Here is an 18496-nt window from a genome sequence, read left to right as displayed (position 1 = left end):
CCTCTTCTTTTAAAACCACCAGGCAACCATAGCGGCTGCCTGTTAGGTCTAGTCGCTTACGCACTTAGTACACCAACTTAAAATCGTTATAATCGATGTCATCAAACCTGTTATCAGTGATAAATTTTTCTTCGTTAAAGCCGATTAAGTCTAATGCTTCATCCACTGATAAACTACGGTTTGTCATAACTTCCCCAACCAAGATATCTTCATAAAATACTTTCGCCATTTTATTTACCTCCAAATTAGTTTTATCTAAGACCCACGTTTTTCCGATTTTTTTACTCTCTAATTTGCCAGCTGCACACATGTTTTTTACAGTACCAGGAGAGAGACCAAGAATTTCAGCGGCCTCCTCCACTCCAATGATGTTATCTAGCATTTTTAATAACCTCAACTACATCACCTAATGTAATTTCTATGTCGCCGGAGTTGATCGCTACGTCATATAGACGAGCGGCTTTCCCAGTTTTATTGTTTGTGCCACGCTTAAAATTTTCGATTACATCTTTTTTAGTCATCATTTTGCCGTTGTAATGATTCTTTTCAGTGCTTAAAAACGACACTTCCAATCCTTCAACGTCATTTACAACAAAGTACATTACACCGTTTTTCTTAGCTACTTCTTGATAACCGATTTCTACTTTTTCCATAGCATTTTTCACGATGCTCCACGCCATTTTCAAAGCCTGGGAAAAATATTCTTTTACTTTTCCTCCAAATTTCTTTTGACCTTCTCTTGCGATTTCCCAAGCTTTTTTCATGACGTTCATCGTTACTTCCTCCTTTTTAATGCGTTATCGCATTTCCTACTCTTATTATATCATGCGTTACCGCATTGTAAACATCTTTTTATAAATTTCTTTTCGACAAATTACGCAAAATAAAAACCCCTCAAGATTGAGGAGTCTTATGGTCGACTATTGCTTGCTTTAATCTCAAGATGGCCATCTCTTTAGCAGCCTCTCTTGTGGATCCGTAACAGTTACAAACGGTTTGATCTTTTGTGCTTGCCATCGCGATAAAGTGATCACCTCGGTCAAATACTCTTACTTTAATACGCTTTTTAAAAAATAACATGGCTATCACGACCTAAAATGGTAAATTATCCGCTGCGTAAAAGGCTTTCAATTGTTCCTGTTTTTCTAATGCTAAAACAGCCTCGGTTATGTCTTCATTTTCGACTAATACCTGTTCCAGCTCACCGCCATACGGTAATTGCTTCTGTATCCATTTCCAAAATTCATAGGCTGCACGTTCTTTTAATTTTCCACGAAGCTGGATCTCGGCACGTTGAAATGATTTGCTACCGACTGATGTGTAGTGGATATGGATGATGACGGTCATTTAATTTCACTCTATTCTTTTTCAAAGATATAATTCAAATCATTCGCACCGACCATTACTTGACCTTTGTTATTATAAGGGATTTTTGCTTTAGCTAATAATTCCCCATTCTTCCCTGGTTTATAAATCCACAGCCAAACTGCATCAACATTCTTACTTTCCTTCTTTACTTCATCAACGATAGTTTTTAGATCACCCTCTTTAGTTGCCTCAGTTTCTACCTTTAAACGAATTGAATCGGAGCTTTCTTTCTTTTCAATAACCTTATATTCCACATCGTTTGAAATATCTACTACTAATATGATTGCTACAATAATAAAAAACGCAACAAACATCCCTAATATAATTTTTAAAGCCTTTTTCATTCCTTTTCCTCCTCGTATAGATCATCGACTTTAACCTTCAAAAGCGTTGCCAATTTAAATGCCTTTTCAATTGTTGGATAGGATCTTCCACTAATCCAGTTTGACAGCTGGGTAGGCGATATTTCTAATACTTTAGCAATGTACTTTTTCTTATATCCTGCTGCTTCGATCATTTCCCCGATACGGCTTTTCATCAGTAAACACCTCTATATTTATATTCTGCTAGTCTTAGTAAATTCCTTTCGAAATATTTCTTTTATAAAAATCAAAATTAAATTTAAAGTACAAGCAATATCTATAATAAATGGGCATAGGCTATTAACAGATCATCCACAAATCATTACTTGATGATTTAAAAAACACTTTTGGATTATTTTCAAATCATCACTATAAGTACACCTGTACAAGAATAAATCCACTAAACAAACAAAAAACAAAATCTGTTAATAGGGAGGCAAAGCCGGACGTCCTGAAGAAGGGGGTCCGAGGGAAACAGAAAAAATTCAAAAAAATGAAGGAGGTAGTTAAAGTGTTATTTGGACCAGGATTATTTATAGCAGCTGGTGCAACAATTATTTGTACAGTTGTTGATAAAACATTTGAGGAGTTTGGAGTCCATTGGCTCGGTACTGCCATTAAGATTGCTTTACCTTTAGCGGGAATGGCTTTAGGTGTTTACTTTTTGGAGACTAATCCAATTGTGTGGTGGTTGTTAAGATGACTTTTTGGCAAGAACTTATGGCAAGAAAGAATCTAATTAAAGCTTTCCGGGCCGGATCTATATATAAAACATTTGGCAGCGATGAAAGAAAAATCTTTCCTAAAATCCACTCAGTACGCACAAGTGAATCATCCACAGAATTTGTTTTTACTCTTCCTACCGGTTTAGATCCATCGTTACTCAAGAAAAATTATTATGCCTTTTTACAAGTCTTTGGAGAACGAATCAAGTTAGAAGGTGAATTTAAAAAGTATGTCCTAAATGTATATCAAAGGGGTGCTGATAAAGTGTTGAAATATAATGCTACAGAAATAAGCAAGTTGGTTACCGTCCACAATCTTGGAGTCATCTGTGGAAGGGAACGCACCGGTGAATATATCACATTCGATTTATTAAAACAGCCTCACATTCTTATTGCTGGAGAAACGGGTTCAGGTAAGTCCACACAATTACGTTCCATCCTTACCACAATGATACTCAATAAAAAGCCATCTGAATTGGAACTTTACCTAGGCGATTGCAAAAAGTCTGAATTCCATATCTTTAGGAAAGTTGAGCATGTTCAATGTGTACTTTCCAATGGTAAAGAAATTGCCAGGATGCTTAGGCACATCAAAAAGGAATTGGATGAAAGAAGTGATCTTACAGAAATGTTTGAGGTTAGTCATGTGGATGATCTACCAGAAGAACATAAGCGGCCATATATTGTTGTCTGCATCGATGAATTTGTGATGCTAAGGAAAGATGAAACTGTAATGGATATACTCACTGAAATTGTGGCCATCGGCAGGACACTAGGAGTCTTTGCTATCCTATCCATGCAACGTCCGAATGCACAAGTATTAGACACAACAATAAGGGCTAATTTGACCGTTTCAATGGGCTTTAAATTGAGGGATAAAATTGAAGCAAGAATTGTTAATACTCCCGATGCCGAAAAGATAGATGTGAGTGGACGGTTTATTATGAACAGCGATAAATTATATGATTTACAGGCTCCTTACTTGGAATTAGAGGACGCTAAGAAACTTTTGAATCCATTTAACATAACCAAGATGCCGGTAAAGGAAGTTAAGCCGGAAAAACCAAAGCAACCTGTATTAACCGAAAAGGACGTGTTCGCTGATGCCGTTGACCAATAGAGATAAGTCCATCATAAAGGACCTCCATAAATTCCGTGTGATGGATCGAGATAGTATTGCCGATTTATATTTTTCTAATGTAAAAAATCCTACCTATGCTGCCAATAGCGTGTTACTTAGATTACTACGTGACGGATATGTACAAAGGTCTACAAAATTTGTCCCTTATGTTTACTTTGCAGCTGAAAATAATATCAAAAAGGATTCCGCAAAGATAAATCATTTTCTAGCCATTCTGAATGTATATAAAGAGCTTAAGCAACTAGGAAACCTTGAAACGTTTTTAGTTGAACCGAAATACGGTAAAAAGGGATGTGCAGAGCCGGATATATTCTGCCAATACAGAAAGACCAATTTCTTTGTGGAGGTACAACGAACACTTTACTCAAATAAGCTAATTGAAGAAAAATTAGATAGATATGTCGAATTATACAATAGCGGAATAATGACTGCTCCATTTCCGCACTTACTCATTCTGTCTGATCAGCGATATGCTATCGATGGAAAATATCCATTTAAAATATTTCAAGCCGAATCATTTACTCAGTTTGAGAAAAGCTTAAAAACCGAAAAAGAAGTGAAGGTGGAAGTGAGACCAGTCAAAACGAAAATAATCTCTAAGGAGGTGATATAGATGTTTAAGGTATTAGTCGAAAAGGTGGAATATAGACTTTGTGAAAAATGTGGAGTATTTAGAAATCCACAATCATTCAAAGCTAAGAAACATACTAGGAAATCATGTAGCAATTGCAGAAACAAGAAATAAAAAATTATGTATTCATAACCTGTGGGTTGCGGCGCTGGGAAAACTGAGGTTCTCTTCGCGGGAATCGAGGCAGCTTTAGCTGCAAAAAAAAGAGTCTGCATTGCGACACCAAGGACAGATGTAGTCCTTGAACTCACCCCAAGGTTAAAGGCGGCATTTCCCCATACAACAGTTGCCTCCCTTTACGGTGGGAGCGAGGATCGCCATCTATACGCACCTCTCACCATTGCGACAACACATCAGCTGCTGCGGTTTTACCAAGCTTTCGACACCATCATTTTGGACGAAGTCGATGCTTTTCCGTACACCGTGGAGGAGTCGCTCCAGTATGCTGCAAAACAGGCACGTAAACCCATCTCAGCGATGATTTATTTGACCGCCACACCAAATGAAAGATGGCAAAAGGAATGCCGCGGTGGCAAAAGAGCCTTTACCACCATCCCCGCCCGATTCCATCGCCACCCGCTACCGGTACCCGAATTTGTTTGGTGCGGCAACTGGCAAAAGCGGCTTCTAAAAAACAAATTGCCGCCGACCATTATCCAGTGGATTCAGTGTCGAATTTTGGAGAATAAACAAGTCTTACTCTTTTTCCCGCATATTCAAATGATGGAAAGGACCCTACCTATTCTTCGACAGATTTCGCCCAACATTGAGGCGGTTCATGCTGAGGACCCCGACCGAAAACAGAAGGTGCAAAAAATGCGGGCTTTAGAGATACCTATTCTATTAACAACTACTATCCTCGAGCGTGGCGTTACCCTTCCGAATATCGATGTTGCCGTCATCGGAGCAGAAGATACCATTTTTACCGAAAGCGCCCTTGTTCAAATTGCTGGTAGGGCAGGGCGAAGTAAGAATCATCCAGAGGGTGTCGTAACCTTTTTTCATTATGGAAAAACCGACGAGATGATTAAGGCAAGAAGGCAAATTGTTACGATGAACCAGGAAGGGGTTAAAAGAGGAATGATTGATAAATATTAGAAAAGGAGCACAGTCCAAAATGAATCTCTTTCAACAAGACTATTGTCTAGTTTGTAATAATGTCATCCAGCCTGACATAGGCTGGAGAGCCATTTTTTCTTTAGAAAAGGAACATTTCCTATGCATTGAATGCGAAGGAAAGCTTGAAAAAATTGATGGTGAGACCTGTCGAATTTGCTGTCGACCTTTTGCCCAGCTCGATGAGAAATTCCGTAAGGGGGATTTGTGCAATGATTGCTTACGCTGGGAGGAGGATCCGGAGTGGCAAGGATTTCTTGATAGTAATCACTCGCTTTTCCACTATAATGAATTTTTAAAAGAAGTCATTGCAAAATATAAATTTCGAGGAGATTATGTACTAGCCAAGGTCTTTGCACCATTTATTAAAGAGGAACTGACAACCATGCATCCGGAAATACTTGCCCCTATACCATTGAGCGATGAACGCCTATATGAGCGCGGGTTTAATCAAGCAGTGGCACTTATTAATGAATCCGGCTATCCCCCCGCACAAATACTTACCCGAATTCACTCAGAAAAGCAATCGAAAAAATCAAGGTCGGAGCGGATTCATCTGCCACAAGTATTTAGTCTTGCCCCGGAAACTAATTTACAAGGAAAAAGCATCATCTTGGTTGATGATATTTACACGACTGGTTCCACATTGAGGCATGCAGCCAAGCTGTTAAAAACGGCAGGAGCTGGGAGTATTCAGGCGCTTACACTTGCGAGATAGGGAAGAGCGGCAAGACGATGCCTTCCCTCCATGCCAGGCAAGCAATTTTCGTTCTTCATGCACCATTTGATGGAATCCCCCATTCATCTTTGCGTCCATTTAACCTATTCTGTGAGCATAGAAGTGGCAAATTGTCCCAATACATATTATAATATATATGAATAACCATTCATTTTAGTAAAAATACCCTATCGTTGTCAAAGGTGGTGTCAAGCATTGTCACTATTTGCCTGTTGTATTTGTCAAAAAATCGACAAAATTTTTGTTCTGATTTAGCAGGATAATCATAGGGCAAAATAGAAATGTATACACAAGCCTTAACAAAAGGAGGAGTCCACTAATGAAATATAACGTTCGTGGTGAAAACATTGAGGTAACTCCAGCAATTAGAGAGTATGTAGAAAAGAAAATTACAAAATTGGAGCGCTATTTTACAGAAGCACCAGATGCAATGGTATATGTAAATCTTAAATTTAATCAAGATAAAACGTCCAAGGTAGAGGTAACAATCCCGTTGCCGCAACTAGTTCTACGTGCTGAGGAAACAAACGTAGATATGTATGCTGGAATTGACTTGATTACTGATAAACTTGAGCGCCAAATTCGCAAACACAAAACAAAGGTAAACCGTAAATTCCGCGAAAAAGGTGATTTCCCTGTAACCTTTGCTAACACTGAGAGCCCAGAAGCGCACGATGTGGATGAAGACGATTTAGAGTTAGTTCGTACAAAACGATTCGATTTGAAACCAATGGATAGTGAAGAAGCCATCCTGCAAATGAATATGCTTGGTCATAGTTTCTATGTATTCACTAATTCCGATAGTAACCGTACAAATGTTGTTTACAAGCGTAAAGACGGCCGCTATGGCTTAATTGAAGCACATTAACATGTTTAAGAACGCCACCCTAAATCAGGGGTGGCGTTTTTTTTCCTACTAATAAACTTATTTGAGATTTTACTGATAAACTAGGAGTATAAATAAACGGAGGTGTCTCTGCTATTTTTCCTAAATTGAATTTGTTCAACTGAAAAATGGCCCTCCCTAAGGAGCCAGAGTTATCCCCAAGTGGATAACTCTATTTTTATGGTGCTTTTCCACAAAGTGGCGGGAGATATCCACAAATACCACAAGTTCTGTCCTAAATTATCATAATTGACTAAATTTATGAACATATACACAAAAGAGCCAGCGATTCGCAGTTCGCTGGCTCTTCCCACTCCTATTTATTTCCCCATCCCACAGCAGTTCTTATATTTCTTGCCACTACCGCAAATACATGGGTCATTACGGCCGACATCAAGTTGTTTCACTTTCGGCTTTTTCTTAACAGCTTCGCCGTCTTCTTTCGGGTTCACCGCTTGACCTTTTGCCACTTCTTCACGCTCAAGATTGCTGCGGATTTCAGCCTTCATGATGTACATCGCTGTTTCATCCTCGATGGATTGAATCATTGCCTCAAACATGGCAAATCCTTCATGCTGGTATTCACGAAGCGGGTCAATTTGTCCGTACGCACGCAAATGAATGCCTTGGCGCAGCTGATCCATGGCATCGATGTGATCAATCCATTTGGAGTCAACTGCCCTTAACGTAACCACTTTTTCAAATTCGCGCATTTGCTCAGGGTAAAGGATCTGCTCTTTCTCCTCATAACGCTCATTCACTTTTGCCAAAATGGTTTCGACGATTTCTTCTGGGTCTTTGCCCTTCAGGTCATTGACTGTAATGTCCCCTTCGTGAAGCAAGGCACCATGTACATATTCGACAATTGCTTGTAGATCCCAATCCTCCTCATCCTCATGACGTGACGCATGGGCATCTACATTTCGTTGAAGTGAATTTTGAATCATTTTTTGAACGATTTCGCGAAGATTTTCTGACTCTAATACTTCATCACGCTGGGAGTAAATAATTTCGCGCTGCTGACGAAGGACATCGTCATATTGCAATAATTGTTTACGGGCATCAAAGTTGTTGCCCTCAACACGTTTTTGCGCAGATTCAACTGCACGCGATACCATCTTACTTTGAATGGGCTGGGTATCATCCATTCCAAGTTTTTGCATCATCGCCTTCATATTGTCGGAACCGAAGCGGCGCATCAATTCGTCTTCCATTGATAGATAGAACTGAGTAATACCAGGGTCACCTTGACGTCCGGAACGTCCACGAAGCTGGTTATCGATCCGTCTGCTTTCGTGGCGCTCAGTACCGATAACGGCCAGCCCGCCTACCTCAATAACCCCTTCACCAAGCTTAATGTCTGTACCACGGCCAGCCATGTTAGTTGCGATCGTAACGGAGCCACTGTGGCCTGCTTGGGCAATGATTTCAGCTTCTCTTTCATGGTTTTTCGCATTCAAAACGTTATGAGGAATCCGTTTTTTTGTTAAATAATTTGAAATCAACTCGGACGTTTCAATTGCCACGGTACCAACCAAGACTGGCTGACCCTTTTGATAACGCTCCGCAATGTCTTCGACAACGGCACGAAATTTTCCGTCCATCGACGCGTAAATTAAATCGGCACGGTCGTCACGAGCAATCGGCCTGTTAGTTGGAATCACAATAACATTCATATTGTAAATATTGCGGAATTCTTCTTCTTCCGTTTTGGCTGTTCCCGTCATCCCTGATAATTTTTCATACATCCGGAAATAGTTTTGGAACGTAATGGTTGCCATTGTCATACTTTCGTTTTGGACTTCGAGTCCTTCTTTTGCCTCGATCGCCTGGTGCAGCCCTTCACTATACCGACGGCCCTTCATTAATCGCCCGGTAAATTGGTCAACGATAACAATTTCGCCTTCCTGCACGACATAATCAACATCAAGATGCATGCTGACATTTGCTTTAAGGGCCTGATTAATATGATGGTTTAGGGTAACATGCGCCATATCAAACAGGTTTTCAATGCCGAAGGCTTTTTCGGCTTTACTGATTCCTTCTTCTGTGAGCATAACGCCCTTCGTTTTTTCATCATACGTATAATCGGTTTCCTTTGTCAGCATCCGCACAAAGGCATTTGCTTGAATATAAAGGACAGCCGATTTTTGCGCCGAACCGGAAATAATCAGCGGGGTACGCGCTTCATCAATTAAAATCGAGTCAACCTCGTCAATGACGGCGAAGAAGAGCGGGCGCTGAACCTTTTGCTCTTTATAAAGCACCATGTTATCACGGAGATAGTCAAAGCCAAATTCATTGTTTGTTCCATACGTAATATCGCAGGCATAGGCAGCCTGCTTTTCGTCCTTATCCATGCTGTTCAAATTTAAGCCAACCGTCAAACCTAAAAATTGATACAGCTCACCCATTTCAGTGGCGTCACGGCTTGCCAAGTATTCGTTAACAGTAACAACATGAACGCCTTTGCCGGAAAGAGCATTCAGATAAACCGGCATGGTCGCTGTTAAGGTTTTACCTTCACCAGTCTTCATTTCTGAAATATTCCCTTCATGGAGAGAAATCCCCCCCATTAGTTGAACATGGTACGGATATAAGCCAAGGACACGGCGGGCACCTTCACGAACAATCGCAAATGCTTCAACAAGCAGGTCATCCAAGGTTTCGCCTTTTTGATAGCGCGCCTTGAACTCTTCTGTTTTTTCCCGTAGCTGATCGTCTGTTAACCTCTCTGTATCAGCAGCAAGGGCATCAATTTTCGTCGCAAGCTTGTCTAACCTCTTCAGCTCACGTTTGTTCAGATCAAACACTTTATTTAAAATCCCCATCATCTGATGAACGCTCCTTTTTACCCGAGACTAAGTAATTATTTTTTTAAAAATTTCTTATCAAAAAATTCGATGATTTCCCTTATCATCTTACCATTTCCACATTACAGTGACAACAATGTTGGCAGGAGTGGAAAAATTGTCATTCTACTATTATAAATCTTTGGTTTGGATTGTTCGAATTTTAGTCAAATATGACAGATTGGTGGCGTTTTAGCTGAGAATATAAGGTCAATTGGAGAATATGCCAAAATGAACTCCTAATGTATGAATAAATGTTGGTGATTTTGAATAAAAATGCAACCATTCCATTGTTTTCACTACTTGAACAGTACTAACTTATCCCTTTGTTAACAACGTTTCTATGTTGCTTTTAGAAGAAATGGGGACTTTTGTCTATATGAAAAAATATTCACAAATTGTACATTGGAATATACTCTCACAATGTTAGATACTACCCTTAGAGAGGTAAATATGGAAAATAAATAGAGAAAGAAATCCAAAATGGGAAGGGTGAGTTAAGTGGCCATTTGGGGGAAAAAGAAACCTAAAGATACAGATCCCGAAACGAGAGAAGATAGAAAAAAAGTTGGCCTGATTCGCAGACTTTGGCAAAAATTTAGAGCTATTGACTGGAAGAACCCAGTTAACAGGTGGAAACTCCTATTCGTTTCCCTTGTTGGCTGCATTGTTATTTTTGGCGGTGGGTATGGAGTACTTTCTTTAACCAACTCGCCTTCATTTTGCGCCAGCTGTCATGAAATGGCACCGGAGTATTCCACATATACTGCCAGTGCACACAATAATATTTCATGTGTTCAATGTCATATCAAACCTGGGTTTGTTAATATGGTAACCCACAAAATGAAATCGATGAAAGAAGTGTATTACCACGTTACAGGAGTTCCTGAGCAAATTGTTCAAACAGAAGAAGAAGCTGTTTCAAATGAAAACTGCTTACAATGTCACTCCAAAAACCGGCTTGTCACGGCATCTGGTGACTTAAAGGTTAACCATAAAGGACATATCGAAGAAGGTATACCTTGTATTTCCTGTCACGTTGGTGTGGTTCACGCGAAAATAGTTACCCGAGGGATTAATACTGAAGATGTTCGCGGCCATTGGACAAAGGAAAATGCTGAAAAATTAGTGGAAAAGAAATATTTACGACCTAACATGGGATCCTGTATTGACTGTCATGACAAGGTAAACAACGGTGAAAAGCCTTGGGAAGATGTTGCTTATAACGTACCGCCAAATCCAGAAGAGGTGGAGAAAAAGCTTGAAGAAAAAGCAATAGAAACATCCGGTGAAGTTGCAACAGAGAAGACAAATGAAGGCGTAACGACAGAAGAAAAAGAAGCAGAAGCATTAGCAGCACATGATCAAAAAACACAAGAAATCATTTTACAAGCAATTGGTAAGCAACAAAAAGATGTTAAGCTTTCGATGGCCTGTGAAACGTGCCATAAAAAGATTAAAGTTCCTAAAAACCACAAGGTTGAAGGATGGGCAGGGAACCACGGCGGAGATGCTATTCAACAGCTAGATAAATGTGTTAACTGTCACCAGGATTCCAAATGGGTCAGAGAAATTCCTAAAGAAGATATCATGTCCCTGCTAAAAATGGGCAATCAAAAAGAAAAATATGTACCGAATATGACGCTTGTTAAAGACCAAGCAAGAACGAATAAATTCTGTAGTGCCTGTCACGCAGATCGTCCAGAAAGCCATGGTGAAAGTAATCAATGGCTGACCGGGCATGCTGATAAAGCAAAAACAAGTGATATGAAAGCCGAATGTTTTGTCTGTCATGATCGTGACAAGCCAAAAGCTGATTCTACTGATGCAAAAGCACCTACAGATGTTTATTGTCAATATTGTCATAGAACTGGTTTTAAATCAGATGTTAAGAATTAATATATTTTAAACTGGAGGGACGCATTTATGGTAGAAGAAGAAAAGACGCGGTTGGACCCTCCTCGTTATCGCTATAAATTAATAAAGATTATGACGCTGGCATTGTTTTTCTTAGTCATCTTCCTCGCACTTGGGTTCTCTGGGCTAAAGGCTACCTCTAGCTCAGGGTTTTGTTCATCTTGTCACGAGATGAAGCCAGAGGTCTATACATGGAAAGCCTCCACTCATAGTGAAGTGGATTGCACAAGTTGTCATACTAATCCAGTGTTGAAGGAATTAGCGAAAGATAAATCGAAAGAGGCAGTTGAAAATTTAATAAAGCAAACGTCATCCACATCTGCTGCACCAATCCGAATGATTGGTGAGGTCCCAGATAGCGCTTGTAAGTCATGTCATGACGTTTCTAAAAGGGATGTAACACCTTCCGGGGATCTGATTATTCCACACGATAAGCATATGGATAAAGATATTGAGTGTTCTCAATGTCACAGTGGTGTGGCCCATGGGAAAATCGCGGATAGAAAAATGACATACCAAACTGACCTGGATAAATGGGATGAAGAAATTGGAAAAGAAGCGATGGCTGATTTGAAGTTTACTCGTCCAGACATGGATACTTGTATGGAATGTCACAAAGCTCGGAAGGTTTCAACTGAATGTAAAACCTGCCATACAACAGGCATGGTTCCTAAAAATCATAAAGTAGACAATTTCAAGACCAAATCTCATGGTTTACTAGCCGGGGAAGGAATCAAGGAATGTAATGAGTGTCATAAATACATGTCCTCTGTTGACCTAGAAGGGTATGAAGAAGGTTCAGCGCTAAATAAGTATTTAAACCAATCCAGCAAACAACAAGCCAAGGATCAGTACGATTATGCAAAAGAAAATACGTTCTGCGTGGATTGCCATAGCAAGCGTCCCGCTAGCCATGAAAATAGTTTTATAAGTAAGCATGGTGATCTTGCCAAGGTAAATCAACAAATGTGCACAGCATGCCATAGTATTAATGGAATGTCCACTCCAAGTACGAATCAAGTAAATTGTTCTTCGTGCCATCAGAGTTCACATAGTAAAAAGAATCCAAATTGGAAGGATATACACAAAATTCCAATTGCACCAGATCAGAAGCCTTCTGAGTTATGCTACACATGCCATGTGAAAGATAGGTGCACAAGTTGTCATAAGGATAATTGATTAGTTTAAATATCTATCATTCTTATTCTTAAAATTTAATAGAAGGCGTTAATATCTTTCGAGGATTTCACAAAAATAGGAGGATATACTATGGAAGCGCAGGAGCTATCAAATCATAATGAAGAGCAATCACGAACTGAAAATATAAATAAAATGAAACCAAATCGATTACCAAAACTTCAATCATTTCTCATCTTATTTATTACATTGGCTATTTGCTTAATTGGCGGTTATTTTATCAGTGACAAATATTTATGGCCAGATGCAGATGAACAACATTTAATTGATCAAACGAACTATTACAAAGATTTAGTAGATGCAAAACCCAATGATCCAGAAAATAGGGTGAATCTTGGCTATACGTATTATCTTCGAGGCAACAATGAAGAAGCGATTAAACAATTGAAAATGGCACTCGACCTCGATAAGAAGAATTTTGGAGCCTACTTTAACCTAGGTTTAACATATTTAAACGAAGAGCGTTATAACGATGCGCTGAAACAGGCACAAAAGACAGTTGAACTCGCTCCCCAAAATTATAAAAGTAATTTATTGGCGGGGATGACCTATCGCCATCTTAAAATGTACAAAGAATCTCTAAAGTCTTTGCAAGATGCGCTGAACTTAAGTCCGATTAATACGGACGTCATAAATGAACTAGGAAAGTTAGCAGAAGATCAGGAGAATTTTGACGAGGCTGAAAAGCTTTATAAAGAGGCATTAAGTTATGATCCTCTCTATAAACCGGCAAATGAGGGTTTAAAGAGACTTGCAGCAGAAACTAAAAAGAAGGACAACAAATAAAAGGGGATGACTACTTTTGAAAAAGAAAACTTTATATCTATCGATGAGCGCTATTGTAGTACTTTCCGTTGCCTTTTTTGCAGCCATCTATTTCTTTAATTTACAAAACAAAGTAAAACCATATGTAGCTTCGATCGATAAGAGTGGTCCTCCAGAAATCACCCAATCTTTTTATGGTGATTTTAGTGACCCTCTCAAAAAACCCATGGATGTTGTAAAAGCGAACGATTATATTTACGTAAGTGATGCATCGGGAAGGAAAATTCAAGTCTTTGATCAGGCTGGAACACCCATATTCAAATTTGGAAAGACAGGAAACAAGGAAGGCGAGTTTAATTTTCCGTATGGAATTGCCGGAGATCAAAAGGGAAATATTTATGTAGCTGATCTTTACAATGGTGATATTTCTATTTTTGATGCTAAAGGGAAATTTATAAGTTACTTCAAAGAAAAGGATGAAAAAGATAAAGTCATTACGTCGCCTGGTGGATTACGGATTTTTAAAGATAAACTATACGTAACGGATATTAAACAGAATAAAGTGTTTATCTTTGATTTAAGTGGAAAAAAATTAATGGAAATCGGTGGGCCAGGTAATAAAGAAGGACAATTTGTTGCTCCTAATGCTGTAACAATAGATAAAGATGATTATATTTATGTTTCAGATTCTGGAAATAATAGAGTCCAAGTTTTCGATAGTAAAGGAAAATTTAATAAAATTATTAATGGATCGATAGATGGAAAAGGAGATACGCTCTTTCTTAATCCGAGGGGTATTGCAGTGAATTCCCAGGGAACAGTTTATATTGTGAATAGTCTTTCCCATAACATCTATGCTTTTGATAAAAATGGAAAGCGGGAATTTGAACTAGGTGGTATGGGAACGGATAAAGACAGATTTAACCTCCCTAATGGCTTGTTTATTGACAACAGAGATACATTATTTGTCACAGATACAGTGAATCAACGGATTTCAGAGTTCAATTAAATCAATCATTCTTTTTAAGGGGGTGATGAACAAAAGTAAGATTTGTTGAATACCTAAGAAGAAGTAGAAAAAAATTAGAGAGAGAAAGAGAGAAAAAAATGGGAGGTTTTTTGGAATGAGCAAGATAAGAATTAGTTTATCCACCATCATGACGTTAATTCTAGTAAGCTTGTTTAGTATTGTAGCATCTGCTGCTGCAGCACCAAATGCTGGTATTCCAGTTGTTACATCTAGTAATTCTGTTTTACTTGGTCAAGATTATACACTTACTTGGACCAAGAATGGAAGTAACAATGTAGATAATTACAAAATAATTTGGGATGGTGGAGATGTAGTAACATTAGATAATGCTACCTTATCCTATACTGTAACAGCTCCTTCTCTTGGGGTTCACCGTTATGAAATTTGGGCAGCTGCTACGACTAATGGTGATTCTCAACATTACAGAGGTACAGTAGAAGTGGTTAAAGGTGATAAAGTAGTAAAACTTCCAGAATCCGTCAATAATGAAATTGGCAATGACGGAAATCCTATGACACATAATAATACTCACGGAAATTTCCAAAATAACACTGCCTCTTGTGCAAACTGTCATAGTGCTCACAATGGCGGCAATGATATGTTATTAAAATACCAAAGCACAGAGTTAGACATGTGCATGTCATGTCATGACGGAACGATGGGATTTTATAATGTTGAAGTAGAAAGTTCTGCAGGGGTTTTTGACTTCGATGGATCTCACAAAAGCTCTTCCATGCATAATGTAAGATCAGATGTTAAAATTGGTCAGGCTCCTGGTGCAGTTACTAACGTATCAACCGGAGAATTAGAATGTTCAAGCTGTCACAATCCACACGGTTCTGTAAACGATCGTTTAATCTCTGAAAAGGTCCAAACAGGAGCTGGAACAACCACCACTGTAGCGTGGGCAGGAGATGCAAATATTGGCGTTAAACAAATTGCTCTTAATTTAATTGAAGACCCAGCATATGCTGATTTTAATGCTAGTACAAGTGGGATTAAAATTATGAAAGCAAAAGGTGCCTCGACAAGCACTGAAATAACAAACTACTCTAAATTCTGTGCATCTTGTCACGATTCTTATTTTGCTAGCAGAAGTGGAGGAAAAGTTACTAAAACAACTGATCCATTGCATGGATACACGCACAGTACTAATAGTGGCAGTGCTGGTAGAAACTGTGCATCTTGTCACTATTCGCATGGTACATCTATTGATACAATGAAAGACTCAGCTGGGTTAACGGTTGCTGATTATGTGGCTAAAGGCTGGGATCAAACAAAAGCCGAAGCATATATGGAAAACGTAACTGGCACATATGATAAAACTACTAATGGTTATACAACTAACCCAAGTTCAGCACTAAAGAAATACACAAACAACGCGGTATGTTTAGCATGTCATGCTAAAGATGTTGCTACACCTGGAGTTGCAGGTGCAGATTACAACGGAAAACCTGCAAAATAAAAAAGCTAACAAATAGCCCTACTATTTGTTAACTTTGAATGAATTTTACCTATATTTAAGTAAACAAGGTAGTAATAGTAATTATTGCTACCTTGTTCTATTATTGCAGGCTACTGGCAAATTGTCAAAAAGATTTAACTTAACGACGATAATTAATGTTAATTCAGTTGATATAATAAAAAAAAAGCCCTTTTTTCGGTAAAAATGGTTTAGGAAAAGGATGAATATAATGAAAAGGAAGCACAACAATCGAAGGCTAATTTCATACTTTGTTATTTGGAGCGTTATATTAAGTTCCTTCCTTTTGTATTCTCCTGATGACGTTGTTCTTTCAGCAACAGGTGTTCCAGAAATAAAGATCCTTACACCAGAAACAGATTCCGTAGTAAAAATTTCAACGGTTAAATTTATAGGAAGAATTTCTGATGATCAAACGACACCGGATAAGCTTCCAGTAAAAGTATTTGAGCAACAAGGCGATTCACAGCAGCCTATTGATATTACAGATGAAGGCAAGCTTACGATAACGCCACAAGATCTATATGCGGACTTCTCTTTTTCAAAGGAATTTAGTGAAGGGGTTCATACCTTAACTTTTGTAGTTAGTGATGGGGAATTTAGTAATCAATTTGATCTGTCCATTACAGTTCATACTGCTGAGACCGAACAGTCTAATGTTACTAAGGCACCTGATAATAACCTAGCATCTCAGGGGCCGTCTTCTAATGAGAAGACCAGTACAGATCAAGTATCCACCATGGTTAGCAAAATGAGTCTGTTCAGTGAAGAGACGGATAGACCTTATATGTATAAAATGTATCTGATTCCAAAAGATGTTGTGGATGAATATAAGCCTCTAGATGAAGGTGTACTATGGGAAACAGAACCTGATTACTTCCTTCCAGTTGAAGATATGACACGTGTTCCTTTGGATTACATATTATTAATAGATGTTAGAAGTACAGAAGGGTTAACTACTAGTAAACCTTTAATAACGGTATCTGATGATTTTAAAGGAACACCCAATTTCATAAAGAGCGTTGGGCTGTCAAATGGCATGAAGGCTAATATTTATACATTTACTCCTGAGAAGCTTCTGCCAAAAACAACTTATAATGTATATCTAAATCCGGAATTTTCAAATGAATTAGGAGATAAACAAATCATTCCAAGATTTCTTAAATTTACAACCGTCAGTGCCAGTCACCAGGATGTGGACGATTTTGAAAATCTAGCTGAATTGCCTGACAGTGCTAGATCATTAGATTTTAATATTCATGGAAATTATTCGAATGTTACCAATGCCTGCTCATACTGCCATAGTACACATAACGGAAAGAGCGATAAGCTGGAGGGGGGGAAATTTGGTAATAGCGAAGAAAATTTGTGTATGGCGTGTCACGATGGAACAACTGGAACGATGATTGCACCGAAGGTTGTGGACAATACAAATGAGCTTAAAACTAATCAGCATGATCAAAGCTCCGGCAGCACATGTACTAGCTGCCATAACCCACATACTTCAGGGACAAAGGAAAATCCCAATAGTTTTAAACCAATTTCCGATACAGATAGTCATATTCGAACGTATAAGAAAGCTAGTACGGCAACGGGAAATGCAGATGATTATTCAGTATGTTTAAGCTGCCATAATGGGTCAAAAGATGAAAAAAGCCAAAAGGTGATTACTGATATTAACCAATATTACAGTGATTCAATTTATATTAATCAATCTGGACACAAGATAAAAGCTACGGCTGATAGTGGGAGTAATTTAGATGGCCAGATTCCATGTGCGGAATGTCATGACACACATGGTTCCAATAATATAAAAATGATAAGAGGTGAATTGGGTAATATAAAAATTTCTGATGATAAGGATAAGTTTATTTCATCCGGTATTGAGTGGAATGCTGAGAATGAACGAGAATTCTGTAGCAAATGTCACAATGGATCAACCCAGATTTACGGAGTTACTGGTAAAGCGATCTATGATAAGGAATCTGGTTTAGCAATTAATCCAGATATCCCTGACCATAATAAGGGTACTAAAAATGGGGAAAAAGCTTGTTCTTCTTCTACTTGCCATAGTAATGGTGGGGAAAATGCCTTTAGGGAAGCTGCACATTCACCAAAAAAAATAACGAATCCATAAAAAAACGAGCGGAGACACACGAGGGCACTGAAAAAGTCCACCTAAAAAATGTAAAAAGGGTATAATACCTCATTCATTGAGGGAATTATACCTTTTTTGCTGTATAATTATAGTATCAATTTTAACGGGTGGGTATTATGATACAAA

At 38.6% G+C, this 18496-nt stretch carries 17 protein-coding genes and 1 pseudogene; 12 read left to right on the top strand and 6 right to left on the bottom strand.

Going from position 1 to position 18496, the window contains the following annotated elements:
• Positions 1-64: 64 nt before the first annotated feature.
• The 5 genes from G6554_RS14760 to G6554_RS14740 all read right to left on the bottom strand — a co-directional run bounded on the left by G6554_RS14760 (position 65) and on the right by G6554_RS14740 (position 1906).
• On the bottom strand, positions 65-382 hold the full coding sequence (locus tag G6554_RS14760; protein ID WP_166243168.1) for a helix-turn-helix domain-containing protein: 318 nt from the start codon (positions 380-382) through the stop codon (positions 65-67).
• Positions 372-773 carry a hypothetical protein gene (locus G6554_RS14755; RefSeq protein ID WP_166243166.1) on the bottom strand — a complete coding sequence of 134 codons (402 nt, stop codon included), beginning with the start codon at positions 771-773 and terminating at the stop codon, positions 372-374. Before G6554_RS14755 ends, G6554_RS14760 begins: the two co-directional genes overlap by 11 nt.
• 319 nt (positions 774-1092) lie before the next feature.
• Positions 1093-1347: a hypothetical protein gene (locus G6554_RS14750; protein WP_166243164.1), complete on the bottom strand. Its 255-nt coding sequence runs from the start codon at positions 1345-1347 to the stop codon at positions 1093-1095.
• Between the two features lie 11 nt (positions 1348-1358).
• On the bottom strand, positions 1359-1712 hold the full coding sequence (locus tag G6554_RS14745; protein WP_166243162.1) for a hypothetical protein: 354 nt from the start codon (positions 1710-1712) through the stop codon (positions 1359-1361).
• Entirely contained in the window at positions 1709-1906 is a 198-nt protein-coding gene (locus tag G6554_RS14740) for a helix-turn-helix transcriptional regulator (protein ID WP_166243159.1), read from the bottom strand. Before G6554_RS14740 ends, G6554_RS14745 begins: the two co-directional genes overlap by 4 nt.
• Before the next feature lie 335 nt (positions 1907-2241).
• On the opposite strand from G6554_RS14740, the gene G6554_RS14735 reads away from it, so the two are divergent.
• From G6554_RS14735 to hpf, 6 genes and pseudogenes are all read left to right on the top strand, one after another.
• Entirely contained in the window at positions 2242-2433 is a 192-nt protein-coding gene (locus G6554_RS14735) for a hypothetical protein (RefSeq protein WP_166243157.1), read from the top strand.
• A complete protein-coding gene (locus tag G6554_RS14730) occupies positions 2430-3575 on the top strand; it encodes an FtsK/SpoIIIE domain-containing protein (protein WP_166243155.1) in 1146 nt (381 codons plus the stop codon). The genes G6554_RS14735 and G6554_RS14730 overlap by 4 nt, the downstream gene beginning before the upstream one ends.
• A complete protein-coding gene (locus G6554_RS14725) occupies positions 3559-4209 on the top strand; it encodes a replication-relaxation family protein (RefSeq protein WP_166243153.1) in 651 nt (216 codons plus the stop codon). Before G6554_RS14730 ends, G6554_RS14725 begins: the two co-directional genes overlap by 17 nt.
• Positions 4210-4368: 159 nt before the next feature.
• Positions 4369-5325, top strand: a pseudogene (locus G6554_RS14720) (ATP-dependent helicase ComFA); the annotation flags it as partial.
• A gap of 19 nt (positions 5326-5344) precedes the next feature.
• The gene (locus G6554_RS14715) at positions 5345-6061 is read left to right on the top strand and encodes a ComF family protein (RefSeq protein WP_166243151.1); all 717 of its coding nucleotides are present in this window, start codon (positions 5345-5347) and stop codon (positions 6059-6061) included.
• 340 nt (positions 6062-6401) lie between these two features.
• Positions 6402-6950 (top strand): ribosome hibernation-promoting factor, HPF/YfiA family, encoded by a 549-nt coding sequence (hpf, locus tag G6554_RS14710; protein ID WP_166243149.1) that lies wholly within the window; start codon positions 6402-6404, stop codon positions 6948-6950.
• A gap of 338 nt (positions 6951-7288) precedes the next feature.
• Here the strand turns inward: hpf and secA are convergent, their stop codons facing one another.
• Positions 7289-9802, bottom strand: coding sequence for a preprotein translocase subunit SecA (gene secA, locus G6554_RS14705; protein ID WP_166243147.1), 2514 nt, complete (start codon positions 9800-9802; stop codon positions 7289-7291).
• A gap of 519 nt (positions 9803-10321) precedes the next feature.
• Here secA and G6554_RS14700 point away from each other — a divergent pair.
• The 6 genes from G6554_RS14700 to G6554_RS14675 all read left to right on the top strand — a co-directional run bounded on the left by G6554_RS14700 (position 10322) and on the right by G6554_RS14675 (position 18349).
• On the top strand, positions 10322-11719 hold the full coding sequence (locus G6554_RS14700) for a NapC/NirT family cytochrome c (protein WP_166243145.1): 1398 nt from the start codon (positions 10322-10324) through the stop codon (positions 11717-11719).
• A 27-nt stretch (positions 11720-11746) separates the two neighbouring features.
• Positions 11747-12916, top strand: a complete 1170-nt coding sequence (locus G6554_RS14695; protein ID WP_166243143.1) for a cytochrome c3 family protein — start codon at positions 11747-11749, stop codon at positions 12914-12916.
• A 90-nt stretch (positions 12917-13006) separates the two neighbouring features.
• The gene (locus G6554_RS14690; RefSeq protein WP_166243141.1) at positions 13007-13720 is read left to right on the top strand and encodes a tetratricopeptide repeat protein; all 714 of its coding nucleotides are present in this window, start codon (positions 13007-13009) and stop codon (positions 13718-13720) included.
• Positions 13721-13736: 16 nt separating this feature from the next.
• Positions 13737-14708: a 6-bladed beta-propeller gene (locus G6554_RS14685; protein ID WP_166243139.1), complete on the top strand. Its 972-nt coding sequence runs from the start codon at positions 13737-13739 to the stop codon at positions 14706-14708.
• Between the two features lie 115 nt (positions 14709-14823).
• Entirely contained in the window at positions 14824-16194 is a 1371-nt protein-coding gene (locus G6554_RS14680; protein ID WP_166243137.1) for a cytochrome c3 family protein, read from the top strand.
• A gap of 229 nt (positions 16195-16423) precedes the next feature.
• Positions 16424-18349 (top strand): cytochrome c3 family protein, encoded by a 1926-nt coding sequence (locus G6554_RS14675; RefSeq protein ID WP_166243135.1) that lies wholly within the window; start codon positions 16424-16426, stop codon positions 18347-18349.
• Positions 18350-18496: the final 147 nt, after the last annotated feature.

Origin of the sequence: Bacillus sp. MM2020_4, assembly GCF_011250555.1 — a bacterium.
Classification (GTDB): domain Bacteria; phylum Bacillota; class Bacilli; order Bacillales; family Cytobacillaceae; genus Neobacillus.
The sequence above is the reverse complement of the archived record's forward strand: the minus strand, read 5'-3'. Positions and strand labels throughout refer to the sequence as shown.

Excerpts from the sequence above, each read along its gene's own strand:
- G6554_RS14680 (WP_166243137.1), top strand. The coding sequence starts at position 14,824 with ATGAGCAAGATAAGAATTAGTTTATCCACCATCATGACGTTAATTCTA.
- G6554_RS14760 (WP_166243168.1), bottom strand. The coding sequence starts at position 382 with ATGCTAGATAACATCATTGGAGTGGAGGAGGCCGCTGAAATTCTTGGT.
- G6554_RS14695 (WP_166243143.1), top strand. The coding sequence starts at position 11,747 with ATGGTAGAAGAAGAAAAGACGCGGTTGGACCCTCCTCGTTATCGCTAT.
- G6554_RS14745 (WP_166243162.1), bottom strand. The coding sequence starts at position 1,712 with ATGAAAAAGGCTTTAAAAATTATATTAGGGATGTTTGTTGCGTTTTTT.
- hpf (WP_166243149.1), top strand. The coding sequence starts at position 6,402 with ATGAAATATAACGTTCGTGGTGAAAACATTGAGGTAACTCCAGCAATT.
- G6554_RS14675 (WP_166243135.1), top strand. The coding sequence starts at position 16,424 with ATGAAAAGGAAGCACAACAATCGAAGGCTAATTTCATACTTTGTTATT.
- G6554_RS14725 (WP_166243153.1), top strand. The coding sequence starts at position 3,559 with ATGCCGTTGACCAATAGAGATAAGTCCATCATAAAGGACCTCCATAAA.
- G6554_RS14755 (WP_166243166.1), bottom strand. The coding sequence starts at position 773 with ATGAACGTCATGAAAAAAGCTTGGGAAATCGCAAGAGAAGGTCAAAAG.
- G6554_RS14740 (WP_166243159.1), bottom strand. The coding sequence starts at position 1,906 with ATGAAAAGCCGTATCGGGGAAATGATCGAAGCAGCAGGATATAAGAAA.
- G6554_RS14715 (WP_166243151.1), top strand. The coding sequence starts at position 5,345 with ATGAATCTCTTTCAACAAGACTATTGTCTAGTTTGTAATAATGTCATC.
- G6554_RS14730 (WP_166243155.1), top strand. The coding sequence starts at position 2,430 with ATGACTTTTTGGCAAGAACTTATGGCAAGAAAGAATCTAATTAAAGCT.
- G6554_RS14750 (WP_166243164.1), bottom strand. The coding sequence starts at position 1,347 with ATGACCGTCATCATCCATATCCACTACACATCAGTCGGTAGCAAATCA.
- secA (WP_166243147.1), bottom strand. The coding sequence starts at position 9,802 with ATGATGGGGATTTTAAATAAAGTGTTTGATCTGAACAAACGTGAGCTG.
- G6554_RS14690 (WP_166243141.1), top strand. The coding sequence starts at position 13,007 with ATGGAAGCGCAGGAGCTATCAAATCATAATGAAGAGCAATCACGAACT.